The sequence below is a fragment of the Pseudomonas sp. PVC-5-1 genome (assembly GCF_057444345.1).
This window is the reverse complement of the sequence record NZ_CM172024.1, coordinates 1,661,873-1,683,028: the sequence shown is the minus strand read 5'-3', so window position 1 is coordinate 1,683,028 and position 21,156 is coordinate 1,661,873. Positions and strand designations below refer to the sequence as shown.

Below are 21,156 nucleotides of genomic sequence, written 5' to 3'. Positions count from 1 at the left end.
CCTATCGCCGGCAAGCCGGCTCCCACAGGTACGGCGCTGGACCTGAGGCATGCTCAACCCCTGTGGGAGCTGGCTTGCCGGCGATAGGGCCAGTACAGGATTCAGTGGTTGTGCTTGCCACTCAATGCCGCATGGAAATTGGCACTCTGGCGCAGGTACTGTTCGGTGTAGCTATGGGTAGCGGACGCCTTGCCGCTGCTGTCGGCATGGGCATGCGCTGGCAATACGACCGAAGCGGAAATGGCGGATGCGGCAATGACCGGGAAGAGATTGAAGTTCATCTGGGCTGACCTCGACGGCGGTGGTTTGACGTTGGCCCGTTTGGGCCTTGGGTCAAACTTACGCCGCCGAAGCCGCAGGCAAAAATTCATTGCGGCAGTATCGATTATCACGCCGATCGATATCACTCGATGAACTTCAGGTCCGACGGCGCATCCTGCTTCAGCGTCTGCACCGTCTCCAACAGCTTGCCGCTGCGCGGATCGCGGCGTATCACCACGATCTGGTTGCTCTTCTGGTTGGCCACCAGCAGGAAGTTGTCGCTCGGGTCGAGGGCGAACTCGCGGGGATGATCCCCCTCCACCGAACGGCGCTGCAGGAACGTCAGCTGGCCATCCTGCTTGCCCACGCTGAACGCCACGATCTCGTTGGCCGTGCCGCGGTTGCTCACATACAGAAAGCGCCCGTCTGCCGACAGGTGCAAGCCACCTGCCGCTTTCGCCGCAGCTTCCTTGCTCTCGGTCAGGGGCAGGCGCTGGCGTTCGACCAGGTTGCCCTCCTGCGCGTCGAACATCACCACTTCGGCACTCATTTCCAGGGTCAGGTAGGCGTGACGGCCCTTGGCGTCGAACAACAGGTGGCGCGGCCCGCTGCCCGGCGGCAGGTCCACCGACGCGGGGATCGCTGGCGTCAACGGGTGGTCTGCGCTGGCACCGTCGTAACGGTAGATGAACACCTTGTCGGCACCCAGGTCGCTGGCATACAGGTGGCGGCCGTCCGGTGACAGCACCAGCGAATGCACATGGGCGCCGGCCTGGCGCTCGGGGTTGACCCCGCTCGCCTTGTGCCGGGCCTGTTGCACCACCGGCTTGAGCTTGCCGTCCTTGGCCACCGGGACTACCACCAGGCTGCCGCCGGGATCGGGCTTGACCGCGTAGTTGGCCACGAACAGATAACGCTGGTCCTGGCTGAGGCTGGCGTGGGTCGGCTCGTCACCTTGGCTGGGCACCTGGTTGAGTAGCTTGATCTCGCCTTTTGCACTGACGGCGAAACTGCTGACCCCGCCCTTCGGCGTTTCGTTGACCGCAAAGAGCTGGCGTTGATCGGCCGACAGCACCAGCCATGAAGGGCTGACACTCTCCACCACCTGCTGCGGCGACGGGTCGATATGACCGGTCTTTTCGTCGAACCCGTAGCGGTAGATGCCCTCGCTGGCGCCATCGGTGTAACTGCCCACCAGCAAGGTGGCGGCGTGGGCATGGATGGTCAGGCTCATCAGGCTAGCGGTCAGCAGGCTCGTCCAGATCCGATTCATCTTCGTCATCATCCGGGGCGCGAAAGGCACTCATACAGACTAGCCGATGCGCGCCGTCGGCATCGTCGAGTTGCCACTCGTCACCCACGGCGATGGCAGCTGTGATCTGCTCGGGGGTGAAGGACCAGCGGCGGAGCTGGCGGCCGTCCATGCATTCGATGGTGAGGCCGGATTCATCGGAGGTGAAGTCGAAGGCGTGCAGGCCGTCGATCAGGAGCATGTCGCAGGACTGCAGGGCGGTGGCGAGGGGGGACATGGGGGTACCAATCTGAAATGAGTTGGCATTATAGCCCTGGGGCTGCTTTGCAGCCCATCGCCGGCAAGCCAGCTCCCACAGGGATCGCACAAATCTGGAGGCTTGCGCTGTACCTGTGGGAGCTGGCTTGCCGGCGATGGGCCGCAAAGCGGCCCCCTGCAATTCAATGGGCAAAAATCGACCCGCCCTCCTTGCCCACCATCTTCTCCGGCTTGATCAGGAACCGCGCCAACGCCGGCAACAACCACAGCGCCCCGAACATGTTCCACAACAACATGAAAGTCAGCATCAACCCCATGTCCGCCTGGAACTTGATCGCCGAGAAGATCCAGGTGCACACGCCGATGGCCAGGCACAAGCCGGTGAACAGCACTGCCTTGCCGGTCGAGCGCAGGGTCTCGTAATACGCCTCCTGCAACGGCAACCCGGCGCGCAGGAAGCTTTCCAGCCGGCTGTAGATGTAGATGCCATAGTCCACGCCAATGCCCACACCCAGCGCCACCACCGGCAAGGTCGCCACCTTGACCCCGATGCCCATGTAGGCCATCAGCGCGTTGCCCAGCACCGAGGTCAGCACCAGCGGCAGGACGATACACAGGGTGGCGGCGAACGAGCGGAAGGTAATCAGGCACATCACCGCCACGCAGATGTACACCAGGATCAGGATGGTCAGCTCGGCCGACTTGATCACCTCGTTGGTCGCCGCCTCGATTCCGGCATTGCCCGCCGCCAGCAGGAACTGCAGGCCTTCCTTGTTGTGGCTGTCGGCAAACGCCTTGGCCACGGCAGTGACCCGCTCCAGGGTTTCGGCCTTGTGGTCGTTGAGGAACACCAGCACCGGTGCCAGCGAGCAGTCGCCGTTGTACAGGCCATCGGCGCGGGCGATGGAGTTGTTGAGGATGTCCGGGTTGCGCGACAGGGTTTCCCATTTCAGGCTGCCCTCGTTCATGCCCTTGATCACCTGCTTGGACACGGTCACGAGGGAAATTGCCGACTGCACGCCCGGGGTGTTCTGCATGGTCCACATCAGCTCGTCGATCGGCGCCATGGTCGAGTGGATCGAGCAGCTTTCCGGCGGGGTCTTGACCATGATCACCAGCACGTCGGAACTGGTCGAGTAGTTACTGATGATGAAGTTGTTGTCCTGGTTGTAGCGCGAATCGGGGCGCAGTTCCGGCGCGCCCTGGTCGAGGTCGCCGATCTTCAGGTTCTGGCTGTACCACAGGCCACCGGCGAAGGCGACCAGCGCCAGGGCCACCGATACAGGCGCCACCTTGGCACTGGCGAAGTTCGACAACAGGCGCCAGAACGGGTGCTCGCGGGTGGCGTCCTGCTTGCTGCGCTCGACGGCCTTCTTGCTGATGCCGACGTAGGAGATGGCTACCGGCAGCAGGATGAGGTTGGTGAACACGATCACCGCCACACCGATGGAAGCACCGATGGCCAGCTCACGAATCACGCCGATGTCGATGATCAGCAAGGTGATGAAGCCCACGGCGTCGGCGAGAATGGCGATCATCCCCGGCAGGAACAGCTGGCGGAAGGTGCGCCGGGCAGCGGTCAGGGCGTTGTCGGCATCACTCGACTGCAGGGCGATACCGTTGATCTTCTGCACCCCGTGGGAAATGCCGATGGCGAAGATCAGGAACGGCACCAGCATCGAGTACGGGTCCAGGCCAAAGCCCACCGCATGCATCAGGCCCAGCTGCCAGACCACTGCCACCAGGGTGGTGATGAGCACGGCGATGGTGCTGCGGATGCACCAGGTGAACCAGTACAGCAGCACCCAGGTGATGGCCAGGGCGACGCCGAAGAACATCGCCACCATCACCAGGCCGTCGATCAGGTCGCCGACCTTCTTGGCGAAGCCGACGATGTGCACCTTCACGTTGGGGTTCTGCGCCTGGAACTTGTCACGGATCTTTTCTTCAAGCTGGTGCGAGAACTGCTGGTAGTCCAGCTTCACCTGCTTGCCCGGGTCCTGCGGGTCGGGGTAGCTCTCCAGCAGTGGCACATCGACGATGCTGGACTTGAAGTTGTTGCCCACCAGTCGCCCCACCTGGCCCGACTTGAGCACGTTGTCGCGCAAGGTGTCGAGGCTGTCCTGCGAGCCGTTGTAGGTGTTGGGAATCACCTCGCCACCCGAGAAGCCTTCCTCGGTGACCTCGCTCCAGCGCACGCTGGGGCTCCACAGCGACTTCAACCCGGCACGGTCGACGCCAGGGATGTAGAACACCTCGTCATGGATCTGCCGCAGGGTCTCCATGTAGTCCTTGTCGAAGATGTCGCCATTCACCGCTTCCACCGAAATGCGCACGGTGTTGCCGAGGTTGGCCAGGTCGTTGCGGTGCTCCATCATCTGCTCGATGAACGGGTGCTGCAGCGGGATCATCTTCTCGAAGCTGGTGGACGGGCGAATCTGCGTGGCCTGCCAGAACAGGAAGATGCTGACCAGCACGCACAGGGCGATGACCACGGGGCGATTGTTGAAGATCAGGCGTTCGAGCAACGTGGCCTTGTCCTGGTGATGCGGGTGCATAGTGATGCTCTCCCTGCTGGTCATGGACGCACCTCCTGGTCAGCACCCTGCGGGTCAGCCAGGTGCACGCCACCCTGCCCTACCAGCAGCAGGCCGCCATCGGCCAGGCCGCTGACGCCGGCCAGGGCAATGCGGTCGGCGCGGTTGTAGACACTGAAGGTCTGGCCGTCATCGGTACTGCGCAGCACGCTGCCGCCATTGCCGACCAGCACCAGGCTACCGTCCTCGACAAGCGTAGCGCCTGCCAGGCCGAATTCGAGGGTGCCACGTGCGGCCTTGAGCTCGATCGGTTGCCAGCTGTCACCGAAATCGGTGGAGCGGAACAGGTTGCCGCGCAGGCCGTAGGCCAGCAATGTGCGCGGCTGTGCAGTGCCGATCACGCCGAACAGCGAGCCCTCGTAGGGGCCTTGAACCTTGGCCCAGGTCTGGCCGTTGTCGGCCGAGCGGAACATGCCGCCCTGCTCGCCGACAATGAACAGGCCCGCGTCACGCACCTGGGCGATACCGTTCAGGTGCAGCTGGTCGGGGTTGTCCAGGCGCTCGGCCACGTCCTGCCAGTGCTGGCCGCCGTCGGTGGTTTCCAGCAAGGCGCCGTAGGCACCTACGGCAAAGCCGTGCCGGGCGTCGAGGAAGGCGACATCGAGCAAGGGGGCTTCGCGGGGCAGGTCTTCGAACTGCTTGCTCCAGGTGGCACCACCATCGCTGCTGGCGAGCACCAGCGCATCGTGGCCGACGGCCCAGCCGCGCTTGTCGTCAAGGAAGAACACCGCGGTCAGCAGTTGTCGGGTGGGCACCCGCGCCTGGGTCCAGGTTCTGCCCTGATCGTCGGAGAACAGGATATGACCGCGATCGCCCACTACCACCAGGCGCTTACCGGCATGGGTGGCGTCGATCAGCAGGCTTTGGCTGGCCTTGGCCGATTCGGTGGAATATTCGTCGGCGGCAGCGGCTTGCACGCTGTTAGCCCACACGCCGAGCCCCAGCGCCAGTACCGCGCTGGCTGCCAATGGCCAGGCAAAGCGCCTGTTCTGTTCCCTCATGACTGTCCCCCTGTTGTGTTCTTGTCTGGTGGGTCAATGCACTGCAGGTACTGCGAAAAGCCTGATCTAGAGGCTTGCAATAGCTTGAGGGGATCGTAGCGGGGATATTTGCGGGAACACAACGGGCGGGGTGTTATGTTTTGTTGTCGGCTGTAAAAAGCCGGGGCCGCTGTGCGGCCCTTCGCGGGCACGCCCGCTCCCACAGGGGTATCACAGGCCTTGAAAGCAGTGATATCCCTGTGGGAGCGGGCGTGCCCGCGAAGGGCTGCACAGCAGCCCCAAGCTCTTCCAGGCTCAAGCCAGGCTCTTGCTCACCACTTCATACACATCACTGGACAGCTCACCAGAAGCCAGAATCCGCTCCAGCTCGCCCTTCATCAGGGCCTGACGCGCAGAGTCATACTTGCGCCAGCGGGTCAGTGGTGCCAGTTGCCGCGAAGCGATCTGCGGGTTCAGCGCATTCAGCTCGATCACCAGGTCCGCCAGGAAGCGGTAGCCGGAGCCATCCGCCGCATGGAAGTTGACCAGGTTCTGCCCGGCAAAGGCGCCGATCAACGCACGTACCTTGTTCGGGTTCTTCAGGGTGAACGCCGGGTGCTGCATCAGCGCCTTGACCCGCGCCAGCCCGCCCGGCAGCGTACTGGCCGCCTGCACGCTGAACCACTGGTCCATGACCAGCGGGTTGTCCTTGAAGTGCTCGGCAAACGCCTCCAAGGCCTTGGCCCGCTCGGCCTCGAACGGCGAGTTGACCAGCACGGCCAGGGCGGTAAGGCGCTCGGTCATGTTGTCACAGTGCTCGAACTGCTCCAAAGTCGCCTGCAGCACCTGCGGCTTGCCGCTCTGCATCAGGTACGACAGCGCGATGTTCTGCAGGCTGCGGCGAGCGAAATGCTCGGCCGAGGCCACGTAGGCGGTGTTGCGCGACACGTCGCGGTTGGCCTGGTAACGCGACCACAGGGCGTCGAACAGTTGCTCGGCGATCTGCTGGCGGGCGAACTCGCGGGCGGCGTGGATGGCGTCCACGTCGGCCACCTGGCTGATTTCGGTGAGGTAGGCCTCACCCGGCAGCGAGAGCATTTCGGCAACCATGGCCGGGTCCAGCGACTCGTTGCCGAGCACGGTGCCCAGGGCGCTGATCAGGCGCTGGTCGAGCTTGAGTGCTTCGCCGCGCTGATGCTGGCCGATCAGCTCCTGCAGCACCTGCACCGACAACTGCTGCCCCGCCTCCCAGCGGTTGAAGCCGTCGCTGTCGTGCTGCATCAGGAACATCAGCTGGTCGCGGTCGTAGGGGAAGCTGAGCTTGACCGGTGCACTGAAGCCACGCAGCAGCGAAGGCAGCGGCTTGGCCTGGATGCCCTGGAAGGTGAAGGTCTGCTCGGCCTCGGTCACCGACAGCACGCGGCTGGTGCCCTGCGCCGTCGCTTCGCCGGCCAGTTGCAGCGGCAGGTCGTTGCCTGCGGCATCCAGCAGGCCAAGCTCCACCGGGATCACGAACGGCAGTTTTTCGGCCTTGTCCGGGGTCTGCGGGCAGCTTTGGCGGAAGGTCAGGCTGTAGGTTTGCGCGGCCGCGTCATAAGCCTCGCTGACTTCCAGGCGCGGGGTGCCGGCCTGGTTGTACCAGCGCTTGAACTGGGTGAAGTCGACGCCGTTGGCGTCTTCCATGGCCTTGATGAAATCGTCGGTGGTCACCGCCTGGCCATCGTGGCGTTCGAAGTACAGGTCGCTGCCATTGCGGAAGCCGTCGGCGCCCAGCAGGGTACGAACCATGCGCACCACTTCGGCGCCCTTCTCGTACACGGTCAGGGTGTAGAAGTTGGAGATCTCGATGAAGCTGTCCGGGCGCACCGGGTGGGCCATGGGGCCAGCGTCTTCGGCGAACTGGTGAGTACGCAGGTAGGCCACGTCTTCGATGCGCTTGACCGTGCGCGAGTTCATGTCGGCGCTGAACTCGGCATCTCGGAACACCGTGAAGCCTTCCTTCAGCGACAGCTGGAACCAGTCACGGCAGGTGACGCGGTTGCCCGACCAGTTGTGGAAATACTCGTGGGCAACCACGCCTTCGACGCGCTGGTGTGCGGCATCGGTGGCGGTTTCGGCACGGGCCAGCACACAGCTGGAGTTGAAGATGTTCAGGCCCTTGTTTTCCATGGCGCCCATGTTGAAGTCGTTGACCGCGACGATCATGAAGATGTCCAGGTCGTACTCGCGGCCATAGACTTCTTCGTCCCAGCGCATTGACTTCTTCAGGCTGACCATGGCGTGGTCGCACTTGTCGATGTTCTCGGGCTCGACGTAGATGCGCAGGGTCACGTCACGGCCGGACTGGCGGGTGAAGCTGTCCTCGACGCACCACAGGTCACCGGCCACCAGGGCGAACAGGTAGGCCGGCTTCATGAACGGGTCTTCCCAGGTCGCCCAGTGGCGACCATCGTCTGCCGGCCCGCTGCCGATCGGGTTGCCGTTCGACAGCAATACCGGGTAGCGATGCTGCTCGGCGATCACCGTCGTGGTGAAGGTGCTCATCACGTCCGGGCGGTCGAGGTAGTAGGTGATCTTGCGGAAGCCTTCGGCCTCGCACTGGGTGCAGAACATCTTGCCCGACTTGTACAGGCCTTCCAGTGCGGTGTTGCTTTCGGGGTGGATCTTCACGCTGGTGTCGAGGGTGAAGCGCTCGGCCTTGGGCTGCACGGTCAGGCTGTCGGCGTCGAGCTGGTAGTCGCCCGGCTGGAGTTCCTGGTCATCCAGCGAGGCGCGCAGCAGCTCCAGCTGCTGGCCATCGAGTACCAGTGGCGGCAGGCCGGCACCGCGTGCCGGGTTGCGGCGCATGACCAGTTGCGCGTGAACCAGAGTGTGGTCCTCGAACAGCTCGAAGGTCAGGTGCGTCTCGTCGATCAGGTACTCGGGCGCCTGGTAATCCTCGAGGTAGATCACTTGCGGTTGTTCGGTACGCATGTGCAGGTCCTTTTTACTGGAGCACGGCCAACTGGTAGGCCGTGTACTTGCGAATATTGATCACACCGGTGTCGAAGATCAGGTACTGGCCCTTGATGCCCAGCAGCGTGCCTTCCACTACCGGGTCCTTGTCGAGGTTGAAACTGACGATCTTCGATGGGTAGGCCTCGACCGGGTACTTCATCTGCACCACTTCGGCGTCGGCCAGCGGCTGGATCGCCTGCAGGCCGAAGCGCCCCTGCAGCTCGCGCAGGCCATCGGCACAGGCGTCGAAGACCTGTTCACGAATGGCCACCAGGTCGAGCTCCTCGGCATCGCCCTTGAGCAGGGCGCGCCAGTTGGTGCGGTCCGGCACCTGGCTGCGCAGCAAGTCTTCGACCAGGCCGGACTGCTGGCGGGTGGCCACGCGCACGATCGGCAGGGCCTGGCTGGCACCCTGGTCGAGCCAGCGGGTGGGCAGCTGGGTGGCGCGGGTGATACCGACCTTGATCCCCGACGAGTTGGCCAGGTAGACCACATGGTCGGTCATGCAGAACTGTTCGCCCCACGACGGTTCGCGGCAGGTGCCAGCGTCGTAATGGCACTTTTCCGGGGCCATGATGCACACGTCGCACTGGGCCAGTTTGGTCATGCACGGGTAGCAGTAACCCTGGCTGAAGCTGGTCTTGGTGCGCTTGCCACAATGGCTGCAGTGAATGGCGCCAAGGTACTCAAGGCGCAGGCGCTGGCCGATCAGCGGGTTGACCGGCACCTGCGTGTCATCAAGGCGAAAGCTGTACTGCACCACTGGCGCCTGCAGGCTTACCGCCATCTTGCTCAACGAGCCACGAGCGAGTTCGATCAATGTACCGAGTCCGACTTGAACAGAATGTTGGCGATCGGCGCGGACTTCGAGGCGCATTCCTGCGGGCCCATGTAGCCGGTACGCTGGTCTTCGGGCAGGTTTTTCATCTCCCAGGCGATTACCGCCTGCAGCGACAGCTCTTTCTGCTCGGCAGTGAGCTTGCGGCCATCCGACCATTTGCCGATTTCCACGGCCAGTTTCAGGCTCTCGTAGATTTCCGGGGTGATGTTTTCGATCATTTGCGCGAAAGTGGACATAGTGTCTCCTGATTCAAGCCGACAGTTTACGCCGGGCAAGCGCCCCACCCAAGAGCCCGGTCAGGCATCCGATGAGCAGCCCGCCGACGTGGGCGGCGTTGGCGATCTGGCCAAGGCCCAGGGTGTCGATCACGCCGCTCAGGCACACCACCAGCCAGATCAGCATCATCACCAGCACGCCCTTGGGCAGGTTGAAGTAACGGTCGGGTGCCAGCCACTGGTACAGCCAGATGTGCCCGAGCAGGCCGTACAGCACGCCGGACAGGCCGCCGAACAGGCTCGGCCCGCTGCTGTAGTGCTGGGCCAGGTTGGACACCAGGCTGAACAGCAGGGTCAGGCCCAGCAGCGCCCACGGGCCCTGGCGCAATTCGATGCGTTTGCCCAGCTCCCAGTACCACAGGCTGTTCATGGCCAGGTGCAGCACGCCGAAATGCAGCAGCATGGGCGATACCAGGCGCCACCACTGGCCTTGGTCCAGGCTTTGCGCCAGCGGGTTGAAGTACAGGTAGTCGCCCTGGACGCGGAAATCGAGGAAGGTGAACCAGCTGATGGTGGTGAAATTGTCGCCAAGGCCGGTGAGGCCGGCGACGATGAAGCACAGCAGCAGGGTGATAGTGGTGACTTTGCAGGCTTTGGCCTGTTCTGCCAGGGAGGGCCCTTTCGCGGGCTCGCCCGCTCCCACAGGATCGGTGGTGGCCGGCAGGTCAGCGTTGCCGTCGGGGTAGCGCTGGTAGAGTTCGCGGACGTCCGCTGCCAGGGTGTCGGGGGCCCACAGCACCTGGGCATCGCCCTCCTCGCTGACCCGGTGCGGCACCTGCAGGCGCTGCAGCAGGTGAACGAAGCCGCTGAGGTCGACCGACAGCGGCAGGCGCATCACTTCGATAATGTTCATTGGTTGGCCTGTGGGCGGTCGACGTCGACCCAGACGAACTTGTGCGGGTCGATGCGGGTTTCATCATCCAGCCGGTAGGCTGCCAGCTTGCCGTAGAGCACGGCGCTGTAGTCCAGGCAGGCCAGGTTGGCGCGGATCGGCGCCGGGCGGCCGCTGCGCCAGTAATGGCCGACGAACAGCATGGGCTCGTCTTCGGCATAGCGCAGCAAGGCGTTCTTCTGGCTGTGACTGAGCGGGGTGCTGGCCACTTCCGCGGGCAGGGCGTCTGGCTGGAACACGATGTCGCCGTAGGTTTGCGGGTCTTCTTCCCAGAACTTGGTACGGAAGAAGGCACGGGTCAGGCCGTCGCCACCGGTGAGGGTCAGGCCGTCCGGCAGGCGCATGTCGGTACCGCGCAGCAGGCGGTTGCACACGGTGGCGGCAAAGCTGCCGTTCACCGCCGAGGCCTGGATGAAGTGTTCGTCGATGCGCCCGTCGGGGTACTGCTGGCGCAGCGGCTCGATCAGCCTCGGGTCCCAGCAGGCATGCACCAGGCGGAAGCGCCCGGCGTCGACGAACAGCGGCAATTCGTAGAACCAGTTGACGAAGTCGTGCCAGTCAGCGGGGTGGTGGGCAAACTGAGTCAGGGTTTCGTCGATCAACCGGGCGTGGCGCGGCGTATGCTCGCGCACGAAGGCCTTGCCGCTGCCAGGCAGTGCCGGGGTGACCCAGCCCAGGGCGTTGTACTCATGGTTGCCCATGATGCAGAACGCCTGGCCGGCCTCGACCATGTCGTGGACGATGTGCAACGCCTCGCGGATGCGTGGCCCGCGGTCGACGATGTCGCCAAGGAACAGCGCCTGGCGCCGCGGGTGGCGCCACACGCCGGCCACACGCTTGTAACCGAGGGCGTCGAGCAGGCGTTCAAGGGTCAGCGCACAACCGTGCACGTCACCGATGATGTCGAAACTTCGCGCCGGATCGAGCATCAGTCGTCCCTGCTTCCCAGGCGGCTGCCCCAGCCGAGCTTGGTGCGGCAGACCTCGTAGTAATTGTGATCCAGCGGGTGGATCAGGCGCAGCTTCTGCGGTTTCTTGCTCACCGTGATGGTGTCGCCGGGGGCGCAGGTGAAGTGGTTCTGGCCGTCACAGGATACCTGCGGGTAGATCTGCAGGTCCTTGGACACCACGATCTTCAGCTCGCTGTTGCCGTCGACCACGATCGGCCGGCCCGACAGGGTGTGCGGGTACATCGGCACGATGACGATGGCGTCGAGCTTGGGGTGCATGATCGGGCCGCCGGCCGACAGCGCGTAGGCGGTGGAGCCGGTGGGGGTGGCGACGATCAGGCCGTCGGCCTTCTGGCTGCAGACGAACTGGCCATCGATGTAGATCTCGAACTCGATCATGCGCGTGGACTTGCCTGGGTGCAGTACCACATCGTTCAGGGCATCACCCTGGCCGATGGCTTCGTTGTGGCGGCGTACCTCGGCCTGCAGCAGGAAGCGGTTTTCCACCAGGTAGTGGCCGTCGAGCACTTCGGCGACCTTCTCTTCCAGCTCGTCGGGGCGGATGTCGGTGAGGAAGCCCAGGTTGCCACGGTTGATGCCCAGCACCGGAATGTTGTGCCGGGCCAGGGCGCGGGCGGCGCCCAGCAGGCTGCCGTCGCCGCCGACCACGATGACCAGGTCACAGACCTCGCCCAGCAGCTTGCGGGTGGAGGTTTGCAGGCCATGGCCAGGCAACACTTCGGCGATGGTGTCCTCGAGGATCACGTGCAGGTGGCGCTCGATAAGAAATTTTTTCAGTCGGCGAATGGTGTCGAGCACCTGGGAGCTGCCAAGGCGGCCAATGATACCGATATTGCGAAATTGCTCCATGGGGCTCCTGCGAGGCTCTGCGGCGGGTGACTATGCCGCGATTATGGGCGAAACCACCGGGTAGCGGCAAACCGGCTATGCTCGCAGGATGATGCCATTCGCCCTGCTCCACGACCTGCCCCGGCAGCTACGCCGCCCCAACGTGCGCGACCTGGCCTGGGCCCTGCTGTCGCCCCCGTTGCTCAGCGCCCCGCCCTGCCCCCAGCGCCACCCGCTGGCGGGTAGCCTGTGGGCGGACCAGCCACAGCGCCTGGCAGACTGGCTGCGGGCGCTGGATGACGATGATCGCCCACTGCGCGACTGGCTGGCGCAGCTAGGCAGCCGGCGCCTGGGGCACTACTACGAACGGCTGTGGCAATTCGCCCTGGGCCAGGCCCCGGGCATCGAACTGCTGGCGGCCAACCTGGCGATTCGCGACGGCGGGCGCACCCTGGGCGAGCTGGATGTGGTGCTGCGCGACCGCGACGGTGTGCACCACCTGGAACTGGCCATCAAGTTGTACCTGGGTCCGGAACACCCCGGGCACGACCCCGACACCTGGCTAGGGCCAGGCTGCCATGACCGACTGGGAAGCAAACTGGCCCACCTGGCACGGCACCAGTTGCCCATGTCGGCGGGGGCGCACAGCCGCGAGGTGCTGGCCCGGCTGGGGGTGGAGCAGGTGCAGGCGCATGTGTGGCTGGGTGGCTACCTGTTCTACCCGCGGCCTGGGCATGCGCAGCCACCACAGGGCGCCAACCCGCAGCACTTGCGCGGGCGCTGGCTGCGGCGGCGGGACTGGGTCATGGGCGAAGGTGAGCAATGGCAGCCGCTGCAACGGCATGCCTGGCTGGCGCCGGCGCGGGTCGAGGCGCATGAGTGCTGGGCGGTGGAGCAGTTTGCGGCGTGGCTGCATGTGCTGGAACGGCAGGCTCCGGCGCAGTTGCTGGTGAGGTTGGAGCAAGAGGCTGACGGGGCGTGGCAGGAGGCCGAGCGGGTGTTTCTGGTGGCTGACAGTTGGCCATTTACACCCGAGGCATGATGCCAGCTATACCGGCCCTTTTTCGCGGGCTTGCCCGCTCCCACAGGGACTGCACAGCATTCAGAACCTGTGCAGTACCTGTGGGAGCGGGCAAGCCCGCGAAGAGGCCGGTGCAGACAACACAATTTTCACAGACCTGGCGCAAAGATTTGTTACCCCGTAGCCACTACAGTACTTCCTGAGCGCCGGCAAGAGCGCTATCCCGACCTGATGACGAGGACCGATCATGGTTTCATCCACCCCCGCGACCCATTACGCGCGCCTGTCCATCGCCCTGCACTGGCTGATGCTGGTGCTGCTGGCCGCTGTCTACGCCCTAATCGAACTGCGTGGCCTGTTCCCCAAGGACAGCGTCGAACGCAACCTGATGAAGGACCTGCACTTCATGCTCGGGCTCAGCGTGTTCGTGCTGGTCTGGTTGCGCCTGGCCATCCGCCTGAGCCGCCCGACTCCACCCATCGTGCCCAAGCCTGCGGCCTGGCAGACCGGCCTAGCGCACCTGATGCACCTGGCGTTGTACCTGCTGATGATCATCCTGCCGCTGGCCGGCTGGCTGATCCTCAGCGCCGCCGACAAACCAGTGCCGTTCTTCGGCCTGGAGCTGCCGCACCTGATCGGCCCGAACCCGGATCAGGCCAAGTTCATCAAAGGCTGGCATGAACGCATCGGCAGCTGGGGCTACTGGCTGATCGGCCTGCACGCGCTGGCCGGGCTCTATCACCACTATGTGCAGCGCGACAACACGCTGTTGCGCATGCTGCCCTACAAGTAACCGCGCCGGCCCTGCAGGCCGCCGGTGTGCACCACGATCAGGCGGGTGCCGGGCGCGAACAGCCCGGCCTCGACCTGCTCACGCAGGGCCAGCACGGCCTTGCCAGTGTAGAGGGCTTCGAGCGGCACGCCTGTGTGCCGCTCGCAATCAGCGATGAACGCCAACAGATCAGCGTCGAATTTGCCGAAACCGCCACGGCAGGCGTCGTGCAGTTGGTAGCCATGCGCGCCGGCCAGTGTCGCTACCGCCTCCGGCACACCATGGTCCCTGGGTACCGCCAATGCACCATGCACCACATGTGCGCCCGCCTCGGCCATTACCAGACCGGCCAGGGTAGTCCCCGTTCCAGCAGCCAGCCACCAGGCGTCGTAGCCCGACCAGCCCAGTGCCGCGATCTGCGCCCGTGCCTGCTGCATGATCAGCGCGCAGCCCTGTGCACCGGCAAGCCCGCCTCCCCCTTCGGGGATGCAGTGCCAACCCGGGTAGCGTGCCTGCCAAGGGTCCCAGAAACCCGCTTGGTTTCGTGCGCGGTAGCCGCCATAACCCAGCCAGTGCAGTTCCATGCCCAGCGTCTGCAGGTCACGCACGGTTGGCGTGTCCTGGGCGTGACCACGCAGCAGGCCGGCGGTGGCGAAGCCGAAGCGCTTGCCAGCAGCGGCCAGGGCGTGCAGGTGGTTGGAATGGTTGCCGCCGAGGCTGATCAGGCCCGGGGCGTTGCTGGCGCTGGCCTGTTGCAGGTGATGGCGTAGCTTGAACCATTTGTTGCCGCTGATCAGCGGATCGATCAGGTCCAGGCGCAGGATGGCGGCTTCTACCTGGGCTTGTTGCAGCCAGGGCAGGATCAGGGGCTGCAGGGGGGCTTGGGGCAGGTCAAAGTGCATCGTGCGAGTTTACCAGTGATATCCCGGGGCTGCCTTGCAGCCCTTCGCGGGCTTGCCCGCTCCCACAGTCAGGAGTGCGCTATCCCTGTGGGAGCGGGCAAGCCCGCGAAGGGCCGCAAAGCGGCCCCGGCGATCTCAGAGCTCAGCCGCCAATCTCGAACCTTGGTTGATCGCCCGCTTGGCATCCAGTTCGGCCGCCACATCGGCCCCACCAATCAGGTGCACCGACTGCCCCGCTGCCACCAGCCCGTCCTGCAGCTCGCGCAACGGCTCCTGCCCTGCACAGATCACCACGTTGTCCACCGCCAGCACCTGCGGCTCGCCATCGGCCACGCGAATGTGCAGGCCGGCATCGTCGATGCCCAGGTACTCGACGCTGTTGAGCATCTGCACCCGCTTGTTCTTCAACCCGGTGCGGTGAATCCAGCCGGTGGTCTTGCCCAGGCCGTCACCCACCTTGGATTTCTTGCGCTGCAACAGGTACACCTGCCGCGCCGGGGCATGCGGCTCGGCCTTGATCCCGGCCACGCCACCACGCGCCTGCAGATGGGTGTCGATGCCCCACTCCTTCCAGAACGCCTCACGGTCCTGGCTGGTGGCAACGCCCTGATGCACCAGGTACTCGGAAACGTCGAAACCGATGCCACCCGCGCCAATCACCGCGACGGTCTTGCCCACCGGCTTGCGCTCGAGCAGCACGTCGAGGTAGCTGAGCACCATGGCATGCTCGACACCGGGGATGGCCGGCGTGCGCGGGGCGATGCCGGTGGCCAGGATGATCTCGTCGTAGCCACCGTCCACCAGGGCCTGCACATTGACCCGGGTGTTCAGGCGCAAGTCCACGCCCGTGCTTTTGACCTTGTTGCGGAAGTAACGCAGGGTTTCATGGAACTCTTCCTTTCCCGGTACCCGCTTGGCCACATTGAACTGCCCGCCGATCTCGCTGGCGGCATCGAACAGGGTCACCGCGTGGCCGCGCTCGGCCGCCACCGTGGCTGCCGCCAGGCCGGCCGGGCCTGCGCCGACCACGGCAATGCGCTTCACGGTGCGCACGGGCAGGTAGTTGAGCTCGGTCTCGTGGCAGGCACGCGGGTTGACCAGGCAACTGGTCAGCTTGCCGCCGAAAGTATGGTCCAGGCAGGCCTGGTTGCAGCCGATGCAGGTGTTGATCTCGTCGCCGCGACCAGCAGCGGCCTTGTTGACGAAGTCCGGGTCGGCCAGGAACGGACGTGCCATCGAGACCATGTCGGCATCGCCTTCGGCCAGCACCGCCTCGGCCACCTCCGGAGTATTGATGCGGTTGGTGGTGATCAGCGGAATGTTCACCACGCCGCGCAACTTGGCGGTGACCTTGCTGAATGCCGCGCGCGGCACCTTGGTGGCAATGGTCGGTATACGCGCTTCGTGCCAGCCGATGCCGGTATTGATCAACGTCGCGCCGGCCTTCTCGATGGCCTTGGCCAGCAGCTCGATTTCATCCCAGGTGCTGCCGCCCTCGATGAGATCGAGCATCGACAGGCGGAAGATGATGATGAAGTTCGGCCCGACCGCGCCGCGCACCCGGCTGACGATCTCCACCGCCAGGCGCATGCGGTTTTCATAACTGCCACCCCAGCGGTCGGTGCGGTGGTTGGTGTGGGCGGCGAGGAACTGGTTGATGAAGTAGCCTTCCGAACCCATGATCTCGACGCCGTCGTAACCGGCGCGCTGGGCCAGCACCGCGCAATTGACGAAGTCGGCGATCTGCTTCTCGATACCCGCCTCGTCCAGTTCCTTGGGCTTGAACGGGTTGATTGGCGCCTGGATCGCGCTGGGCGCCACCTGGCGCGGGCTGTAGGCGTAGCGCCCGGCATGCAGGATCTGCAGGCAAATCTTGCCGCCGGCAGCGTGTACCGCCTCGGTGACGATGCGGTGCTTGTCGGCTTCTTCCTCGGTGCTGAGCTTGGCCGCCCCGGAATACACCCCACCCTCATCGTTGGGCGCGATGCCGCCGGTGACCATCAGGCCGACGCCACCGCGGGCGCGCTCAGCAAAGTACGCCGCCATGCGCTCGAAGCCGCCCGGGCGCTCTTCGAGGCCGGTGTGCATCGAGCCCATCAGGGTGCGGTTGCGCAAGGTAGTGAAGCCCAGGTCCAGCGGTGCGAGCAGGTGCGGGTAGCGGTCGGCGGCCATGGAAAGGTCCCCAGGTGGCGTATTCACGGAATGCGGGTGCCTCACCGGCTGGCGGACCCCGTCGTTTGTCTGCCTGCGACATTAAACAGACGTTTGAACGGGCTCAATGATCGAAACTGACAAGTTATTGATCCTCGCGCACAGCGCGACTACCCTAGGAAACTCTTGTTTCCAAGGCGCTGTCCTGCTTCATGCGAAAACTCCTGGCAAGCGCCCTGGCGCTGGTGATGATCGCCGCCCTCTGCGGCTACGGTTTCTGGACCCAGCAGCGCCCGGAAGGCCACTACCTGTCCGACCTGCGCATCGAACTGGCGCTGAACCATGGCGTGCCGGGCGAGCACGGCAACCTGCTCGGCGTCGAACCGCTGCTCTACCCAGGCGATTACCAGAACCTTCAACGCCTGCACCGCAAGCTCGCAGCCTACCTGGAACAGGCCCGTACCCAGGGTCTGGTGGGCCCGCGCACGGTGGTGGTGCTGCCCGAGCACATTGGTACCTGGCTGTGGGCGCGCGGCGAAAAGAACGAGCTTTATCAAGTCACGCAAAGCCGCGAAGCCCTGCAATGGCTGGAACTGAGCAACCCGCTGCGCTATGGCCTGGCCATGCTCCGTGCCGACGGGGACGACTGGCGCGCCGACGCGCACCTGCGCATGAAAGCCGAGCAGATGGCTGCGGACTACCAGCAACTGTTCGGTGGCCTGGCCAAGGAATTCAATGTCACCCTGGTGGCCGGCTCTATCGTACTGCCCGCCCCCTACGTGAAACAGGGCGTGCTGCATGCCGGCAGCGGCCCGCTGTTCAACAGCAGCGTGGTGTTCGCCGGCGACGGCTCGCTGCTGGGCCAACCGCAACGCCAGCAGTTCCCCGACAGCGAAATGCGCCGCTATGTACATGATGGCCGCCAGCACCCGCTGCAGGTATTGCAAACCCCTGCCGGGCGCCTGGGCGTGCTGGTGGGCAGCGACAGCTGGTACCCGGAAAACCACCAGCAACTGGCCCAACAGGCAGTACAACTGATCGCCAACCCGGTGTTCCTCAGCGGCAAGGGCAGCTGGCAAGCGCCCTGGCGTGGCAATCGCCACCAGGACGCCAGTGCCGGGCTGGCCTTGCAACGCGGCGAAGTCAGCGAACAAGCCGCCTGGCAACGCCTGACCGAAGCCGCCGGGGCCGGCGTCAGCAGCATGAGCGTGTTCATGCGTGGGCAGTTCTGGGAACAGGGCAGCGACGGCCAGGGCTTTGCCCACCACGCGGGTGAATTGCTGGCGGGTACCCCCAGCCCTGGCGCCCGCCTGCTGAACCTGTGGCTGTAAGCCCATGGCCCGCCCCCGCGTGCGCCTGGGCGACCTGTCGGTTGGCTTTGTCCAGCCGCTGACCGAAGCCCTGCGCGAACTGGGCCATGACCCCGAGCCGCTGCTGCGCCGCTATGGCCTGGATGCGGCGCGCCTGGGCGAAGCCGGCGCGCGCTTGTCGATCCCGCGCTACATGCACCTTGGGCACGCTGCCATCGAGCTGTGCGGCGAGGCCGCACTGGGCCTGCACATGGGGCGCCTGAGCCGCCTGGCGCATGCCGGCCTGGCCGGGGTCACCGCTGCCCAGGCACCGAACCTGGGCGAGGCGGCACGTACCCTGTTGCGCTTCGAGCCGCTGTACGCCGCCAACTACCGCGGCCACTCCAGTTTTCAGGAAGATGCCGAGGGCGCCTGGCTGCGCTTCTACTCCATCAGCCCCTACAACGCCTACAACCGTTTCGTGGTCGATTCGCTACTTGCCGGCTGGCTCGCCCAGCTTGCCGACCTGGCCGGTACGGCGGTGCAGGCCGAACATATGGACATCGAGTTCGCCGCACCCGCTTATGCCGCGCGCTACCAGCCGCTGTGCAGCACACCCGTGCAGTTCGCGGCCGCTGGTAACCAGCTGCGCCTGAGCCGGGCCACGCTGCAGCTGGTCAACCCCAGGCATTGCCCGAGCACCTGGCAGCACCTGCTGCAGCTGTGCGAGGCGGAAATGCTGCAGCGTACGCGGGTGCGCAGCCTGGGTGAGCGCATTACCCACCTGCTGGGCCCGTTGCTAAATGGTGGCCGTGAACCGGACCTGGAAGAAGTGGCGCTGCACCTGCAACTGCCGACCTGGACCTTGCGCCGCAAACTGGCCGAGGAAGGCACGCGCTTTCGCGACCTGCTCAGTGAAACACGGCGCGACCTGGCCGAGACCTATATCCGCGATACGGAGTTGGCCTTTGGCGAGATCGCCTATCTGTTGGGGTTTGCATCGGCCGAGGCCTTCCAGCGCGCTTTCAAGCGCTGGACGGGCCTTACGCCGGGGGAGTTTCGCCGCAGCCAGCGGCGGGTGGGCTAGAGCTCGGTGGCGTCGTCAGCCGGTTCCGGGGTGTCCAGTTCATAAGCCTGGAATTCGAGAAGTTCTTCTTGGTATTCGTCCATAGCCCTAAGCCCTCTTCACTCATTTTTCCTGGTAACTGTCGCCTCACCCTAGGCAGGAAGGATGAAGGATTGATGACAAGCTTATGATCCGGTGCCCAGCAATCGTTAGCCCCGTGCTACTTGATATTAGCCGTTTGTAGGTCATGCAGGCTTTAGACGGCAGGCCCAAGCCGAACTACGCGTGCGCAGTGCTGGCTGCGCTCCCCCGTGCGGTGCGCGAGCATGCCGTAGCCATTTCTGTCGCAGGTGTGCCCCATGACAAGCTCAGCTTGGCACTAAGTGCTCTGGCGACTGCGCACTCAGCGCCCTTTTCAACACTTCGTAGAGTTTGCCGTCACCCGATTGAGCAACGTTGAAGCGCAGGAAATCCCCCGCCGTCATGGATTGGCTGAACGCATTACCGGGCGCCAGCACTACACCTTCATTCAGGCAGGTCCTGGCCAGCGTTGCTGCATCCTTGCCTTGAGGGAGCTGGCACCAGAGGTACATGCCTGCCTGGGGAATTATCCACGGCTTGATACCAATGGCCTGAAGCCTCGGCACCGTTCTGTCCATTGCCTCGCCTAACCGGTGGCGGACACCTTCCATGTGTTTTCGGTACCCGCTATCCGTAATCGCTTGATAAATGATGTCCGCGGCCAAGCGTCCGCCGCCGAAGGTGGTCGCGATCTTCAGGTCGACCAGGCTCTCGATCCATTCACCACGGGCGGCGATGTAGCCGCATCGGATTGAAGCAGAGATGGTCTTGGAAAAGCTGCCTATCTGAATCACACGCGAGAGGCCGTCGAAGGCAGACAGCCGTGGCGCGGGCGTATTCTCGAAATCAGCGAAGATGTCGTCCTCCACGATCACCAGGCTAGAGGTGTCGGCCAGCTTCAGCAGCCTGTGCGCGGTGACCGGGGACAGGCTGGCCCCGGTTGGGTTGTGGATGCCGGAATTGGTGATGTACAACCTGGGTGCGTGCCTGAGCAGGGCTGCGCCGAACGCCTCGATGTCCGGGCCTGTCTGCGTGTAGGGTACCCCGACAATGTTCACCCTGTGGGCTTTGAGCAGTGCGTGAAAATTGAAATAGCAGGGGTCGTCGACCAGGACCGTGTCCCCCGGTTCCAGCAGAAAACGGCAAATCAGGTCGATGGCGTGGGTGCCCGATTCGGTGAGCATGATCTGTTCCAGCGGGGCTTCGATGCCGATGCCAGCCAGCCGTCGCGACAGGAACTGCCTGAGCGGCGGATGCCCGAGCGGCGACGCGTACTCGGCCAGTTTTACCGTGTCGGAACGGGCAGCGACTCGCAGCGCTTTACGCATGCCGGCTTCGTACATCCAGGAGGCAGGCAGCCACCCGCACCCTGGTTTCAGCGCATCGCTGGAGGTTTCAAGAGACTGGCGCGAGATCCACAGCGGGTCGACCTCACGATCGAGCCTGGGGCCGAGTTCGGTCAGTGCCAAGGGCGCCACGGGCCCTGCCACGTAGTAGCCAGAGCCAGGGCGGGCGCTGAGCACCCCCTCTGCCATCAACCGTTCATAGGCCTCAAGTACGGTAGAAACCGATACCTGCATGGCCTGCGCCATTGCCCGGACCGAAGGGATCCGCGTACCGGGTGTGTAGGTCCGGGAGGCTATCCTCGCCTGCACCTCACCCATGACGGTCCGAATCAGCGTTCCACTGCGTTTCATCGCACCCTCAACTGTGCTGGATTAAT

Annotated in this window: 18 protein-coding genes; 4 read left to right on the top strand and 14 right to left on the bottom strand. The window is 64.5% G+C overall.

Annotated features, from left to right (window positions below):
• Positions 1-101: 101 nt before the first annotated feature.
• The 11 genes from AC2T3R_RS07710 to AC2T3R_RS07660 form a co-directional block, all read right to left on the bottom strand.
• Positions 102-281: a hypothetical protein gene (locus tag AC2T3R_RS07710; protein ID WP_012271225.1), complete on the bottom strand. Its 180-nt coding sequence runs from the start codon at positions 279-281 to the stop codon at positions 102-104.
• 122 nt (positions 282-403) lie between these two features.
• Positions 404-1,534, bottom strand: coding sequence for a lactonase family protein (locus AC2T3R_RS07705; RefSeq protein ID WP_486744873.1), 1,131 nt, complete (start codon positions 1,532-1,534; stop codon positions 404-406).
• Positions 1,500-1,790, bottom strand: coding sequence for a DUF5629 family protein (locus AC2T3R_RS07700; RefSeq protein ID WP_015269450.1), 291 nt, complete (start codon positions 1,788-1,790; stop codon positions 1,500-1,502). The genes AC2T3R_RS07705 and AC2T3R_RS07700 overlap by 35 nt, the downstream gene beginning before the upstream one ends.
• Before the next feature lie 163 nt (positions 1,791-1,953).
• Positions 1,954-4,329, bottom strand: a complete 2,376-nt coding sequence (locus tag AC2T3R_RS07695) for an efflux RND transporter permease subunit (RefSeq protein ID WP_024086538.1) — start codon at positions 4,327-4,329, stop codon at positions 1,954-1,956.
• 20 nt (positions 4,330-4,349) lie between these two features.
• Positions 4,350-5,369 carry a WD40/YVTN/BNR-like repeat-containing protein gene (locus tag AC2T3R_RS07690; protein WP_410953192.1) on the bottom strand — a complete coding sequence of 340 codons (1,020 nt, stop codon included), beginning with the start codon at positions 5,367-5,369 and terminating at the stop codon, positions 4,350-4,352.
• Positions 5,370-5,663: 294 nt separating this feature from the next.
• Positions 5,664-8,321, bottom strand: a complete 2,658-nt coding sequence (gene pepN, locus AC2T3R_RS07685) for an aminopeptidase N (protein ID WP_410953191.1) — start codon at positions 8,319-8,321, stop codon at positions 5,664-5,666.
• 13 nt (positions 8,322-8,334) lie between these two features.
• Positions 8,335-9,165: a DUF2797 domain-containing protein gene (locus AC2T3R_RS07680; protein WP_075044170.1), complete on the bottom strand. Its 831-nt coding sequence runs from the start codon at positions 9,163-9,165 to the stop codon at positions 8,335-8,337.
• Entirely contained in the window at positions 9,162-9,422 is a 261-nt protein-coding gene (locus tag AC2T3R_RS07675; RefSeq protein ID WP_003260154.1) for a YeaC family protein, read from the bottom strand. The genes AC2T3R_RS07680 and AC2T3R_RS07675 overlap by 4 nt, the downstream gene beginning before the upstream one ends.
• Positions 9,423-9,435: 13 nt before the next feature.
• A complete protein-coding gene (locus AC2T3R_RS07670; protein WP_085721701.1) occupies positions 9,436-10,314 on the bottom strand; it encodes a rhomboid family intramembrane serine protease in 879 nt (292 codons plus the stop codon).
• Positions 10,311-11,282: a metallophosphoesterase gene (locus tag AC2T3R_RS07665; RefSeq protein ID WP_013971625.1), complete on the bottom strand. Its 972-nt coding sequence runs from the start codon at positions 11,280-11,282 to the stop codon at positions 10,311-10,313. Before AC2T3R_RS07665 ends, AC2T3R_RS07670 begins: the two co-directional genes overlap by 4 nt.
• Positions 11,282-12,172: an NAD(+) kinase gene (locus AC2T3R_RS07660; RefSeq protein ID WP_013971624.1), complete on the bottom strand. Its 891-nt coding sequence runs from the start codon at positions 12,170-12,172 to the stop codon at positions 11,282-11,284. Before AC2T3R_RS07660 ends, AC2T3R_RS07665 begins: the two co-directional genes overlap by 1 nt.
• 88 nt (positions 12,173-12,260) lie before the next feature.
• Between AC2T3R_RS07660 and AC2T3R_RS07655 the strand changes: the two genes are divergently transcribed.
• Both AC2T3R_RS07655 and AC2T3R_RS07650 read left to right on the top strand, forming a co-directional pair.
• On the top strand, positions 12,261-13,193 hold the full coding sequence (locus AC2T3R_RS07655) for a DUF1853 family protein (protein WP_486744871.1): 933 nt from the start codon (positions 12,261-12,263) through the stop codon (positions 13,191-13,193).
• Positions 13,194-13,419: 226 nt separating this feature from the next.
• Entirely contained in the window at positions 13,420-13,965 is a 546-nt protein-coding gene (locus AC2T3R_RS07650) for a cytochrome b (RefSeq protein WP_003260150.1), read from the top strand.
• Here the strand turns inward: AC2T3R_RS07650 and AC2T3R_RS07645 are convergent.
• Positions 13,956-14,846: a 1-aminocyclopropane-1-carboxylate deaminase/D-cysteine desulfhydrase gene (locus tag AC2T3R_RS07645; RefSeq protein WP_486744869.1), complete on the bottom strand. Its 891-nt coding sequence runs from the start codon at positions 14,844-14,846 to the stop codon at positions 13,956-13,958. The two genes, AC2T3R_RS07650 and AC2T3R_RS07645, sit on opposite strands and share 10 nt — an antisense overlap.
• A 135-nt stretch (positions 14,847-14,981) precedes the next feature.
• A complete protein-coding gene (locus AC2T3R_RS07640; protein ID WP_486744868.1) occupies positions 14,982-17,018 on the bottom strand; it encodes an oxidoreductase in 2,037 nt (678 codons plus the stop codon).
• 191 nt (positions 17,019-17,209) lie between these two features.
• On the opposite strand from AC2T3R_RS07640, the gene AC2T3R_RS07635 reads away from it, so the two are divergent.
• Together AC2T3R_RS07635 and AC2T3R_RS07630 are read left to right on the top strand one after the other, a co-directional pair.
• A complete protein-coding gene (locus AC2T3R_RS07635; protein WP_486744867.1) occupies positions 17,210-18,328 on the top strand; it encodes a nitrilase-related carbon-nitrogen hydrolase in 1,119 nt (372 codons plus the stop codon).
• A gap of 4 nt (positions 18,329-18,332) precedes the next feature.
• Positions 18,333-19,373: an AraC family transcriptional regulator gene (locus tag AC2T3R_RS07630; RefSeq protein WP_410953183.1), complete on the top strand. Its 1,041-nt coding sequence runs from the start codon at positions 18,333-18,335 to the stop codon at positions 19,371-19,373.
• 347 nt (positions 19,374-19,720) lie between these two features.
• Here AC2T3R_RS07630 and AC2T3R_RS07625 read toward each other — a convergent pair whose 3' ends face one another.
• On the bottom strand, positions 19,721-21,130 hold the full coding sequence (locus AC2T3R_RS07625; RefSeq protein ID WP_410953182.1) for an aminotransferase-like domain-containing protein: 1,410 nt from the start codon (positions 21,128-21,130) through the stop codon (positions 19,721-19,723).
• Positions 21,131-21,156 lie beyond the last annotated feature (26 nt).

Excerpts from the sequence above, each read along its gene's own strand:
- AC2T3R_RS07700 (WP_015269450.1), bottom strand. The coding sequence starts at position 1,790 with ATGTCCCCCCTCGCCACCGCCCTGCAGTCCTGCGACATGCTCCTGATC.
- AC2T3R_RS07630 (WP_410953183.1), top strand. The coding sequence starts at position 18,333 with ATGGCCCGCCCCCGCGTGCGCCTGGGCGACCTGTCGGTTGGCTTTGTC.
- AC2T3R_RS07705 (WP_486744873.1), bottom strand. The coding sequence starts at position 1,534 with ATGAATCGGATCTGGACGAGCCTGCTGACCGCTAGCCTGATGAGCCTG.
- AC2T3R_RS07625 (WP_410953182.1), bottom strand. The coding sequence starts at position 21,130 with ATGAAACGCAGTGGAACGCTGATTCGGACCGTCATGGGTGAGGTGCAG.
- AC2T3R_RS07660 (WP_013971624.1), bottom strand. The coding sequence starts at position 12,172 with ATGGAGCAATTTCGCAATATCGGTATCATTGGCCGCCTTGGCAGCTCC.
- AC2T3R_RS07690 (WP_410953192.1), bottom strand. The coding sequence starts at position 5,369 with ATGAGGGAACAGAACAGGCGCTTTGCCTGGCCATTGGCAGCCAGCGCG.
- AC2T3R_RS07670 (WP_085721701.1), bottom strand. The coding sequence starts at position 10,314 with ATGAACATTATCGAAGTGATGCGCCTGCCGCTGTCGGTCGACCTCAGC.
- AC2T3R_RS07635 (WP_486744867.1), top strand. The coding sequence starts at position 17,210 with ATGCGAAAACTCCTGGCAAGCGCCCTGGCGCTGGTGATGATCGCCGCC.
- AC2T3R_RS07655 (WP_486744871.1), top strand. The coding sequence starts at position 12,261 with ATGATGCCATTCGCCCTGCTCCACGACCTGCCCCGGCAGCTACGCCGC.
- AC2T3R_RS07675 (WP_003260154.1), bottom strand. The coding sequence starts at position 9,422 with ATGTCCACTTTCGCGCAAATGATCGAAAACATCACCCCGGAAATCTAC.
- AC2T3R_RS07650 (WP_003260150.1), top strand. The coding sequence starts at position 13,420 with ATGGTTTCATCCACCCCCGCGACCCATTACGCGCGCCTGTCCATCGCC.
- AC2T3R_RS07665 (WP_013971625.1), bottom strand. The coding sequence starts at position 11,282 with ATGCTCGATCCGGCGCGAAGTTTCGACATCATCGGTGACGTGCACGGT.
- AC2T3R_RS07710 (WP_012271225.1), bottom strand. The coding sequence starts at position 281 with ATGAACTTCAATCTCTTCCCGGTCATTGCCGCATCCGCCATTTCCGCT.
- AC2T3R_RS07640 (WP_486744868.1), bottom strand. The coding sequence starts at position 17,018 with ATGGCCGCCGACCGCTACCCGCACCTGCTCGCACCGCTGGACCTGGGC.
- pepN (WP_410953191.1), bottom strand. The coding sequence starts at position 8,321 with ATGCGTACCGAACAACCGCAAGTGATCTACCTCGAGGATTACCAGGCG.
- AC2T3R_RS07695 (WP_024086538.1), bottom strand. The coding sequence starts at position 4,329 with ATGCACCCGCATCACCAGGACAAGGCCACGTTGCTCGAACGCCTGATC.
- AC2T3R_RS07645 (WP_486744869.1), bottom strand. The coding sequence starts at position 14,846 with ATGCACTTTGACCTGCCCCAAGCCCCCCTGCAGCCCCTGATCCTGCCC.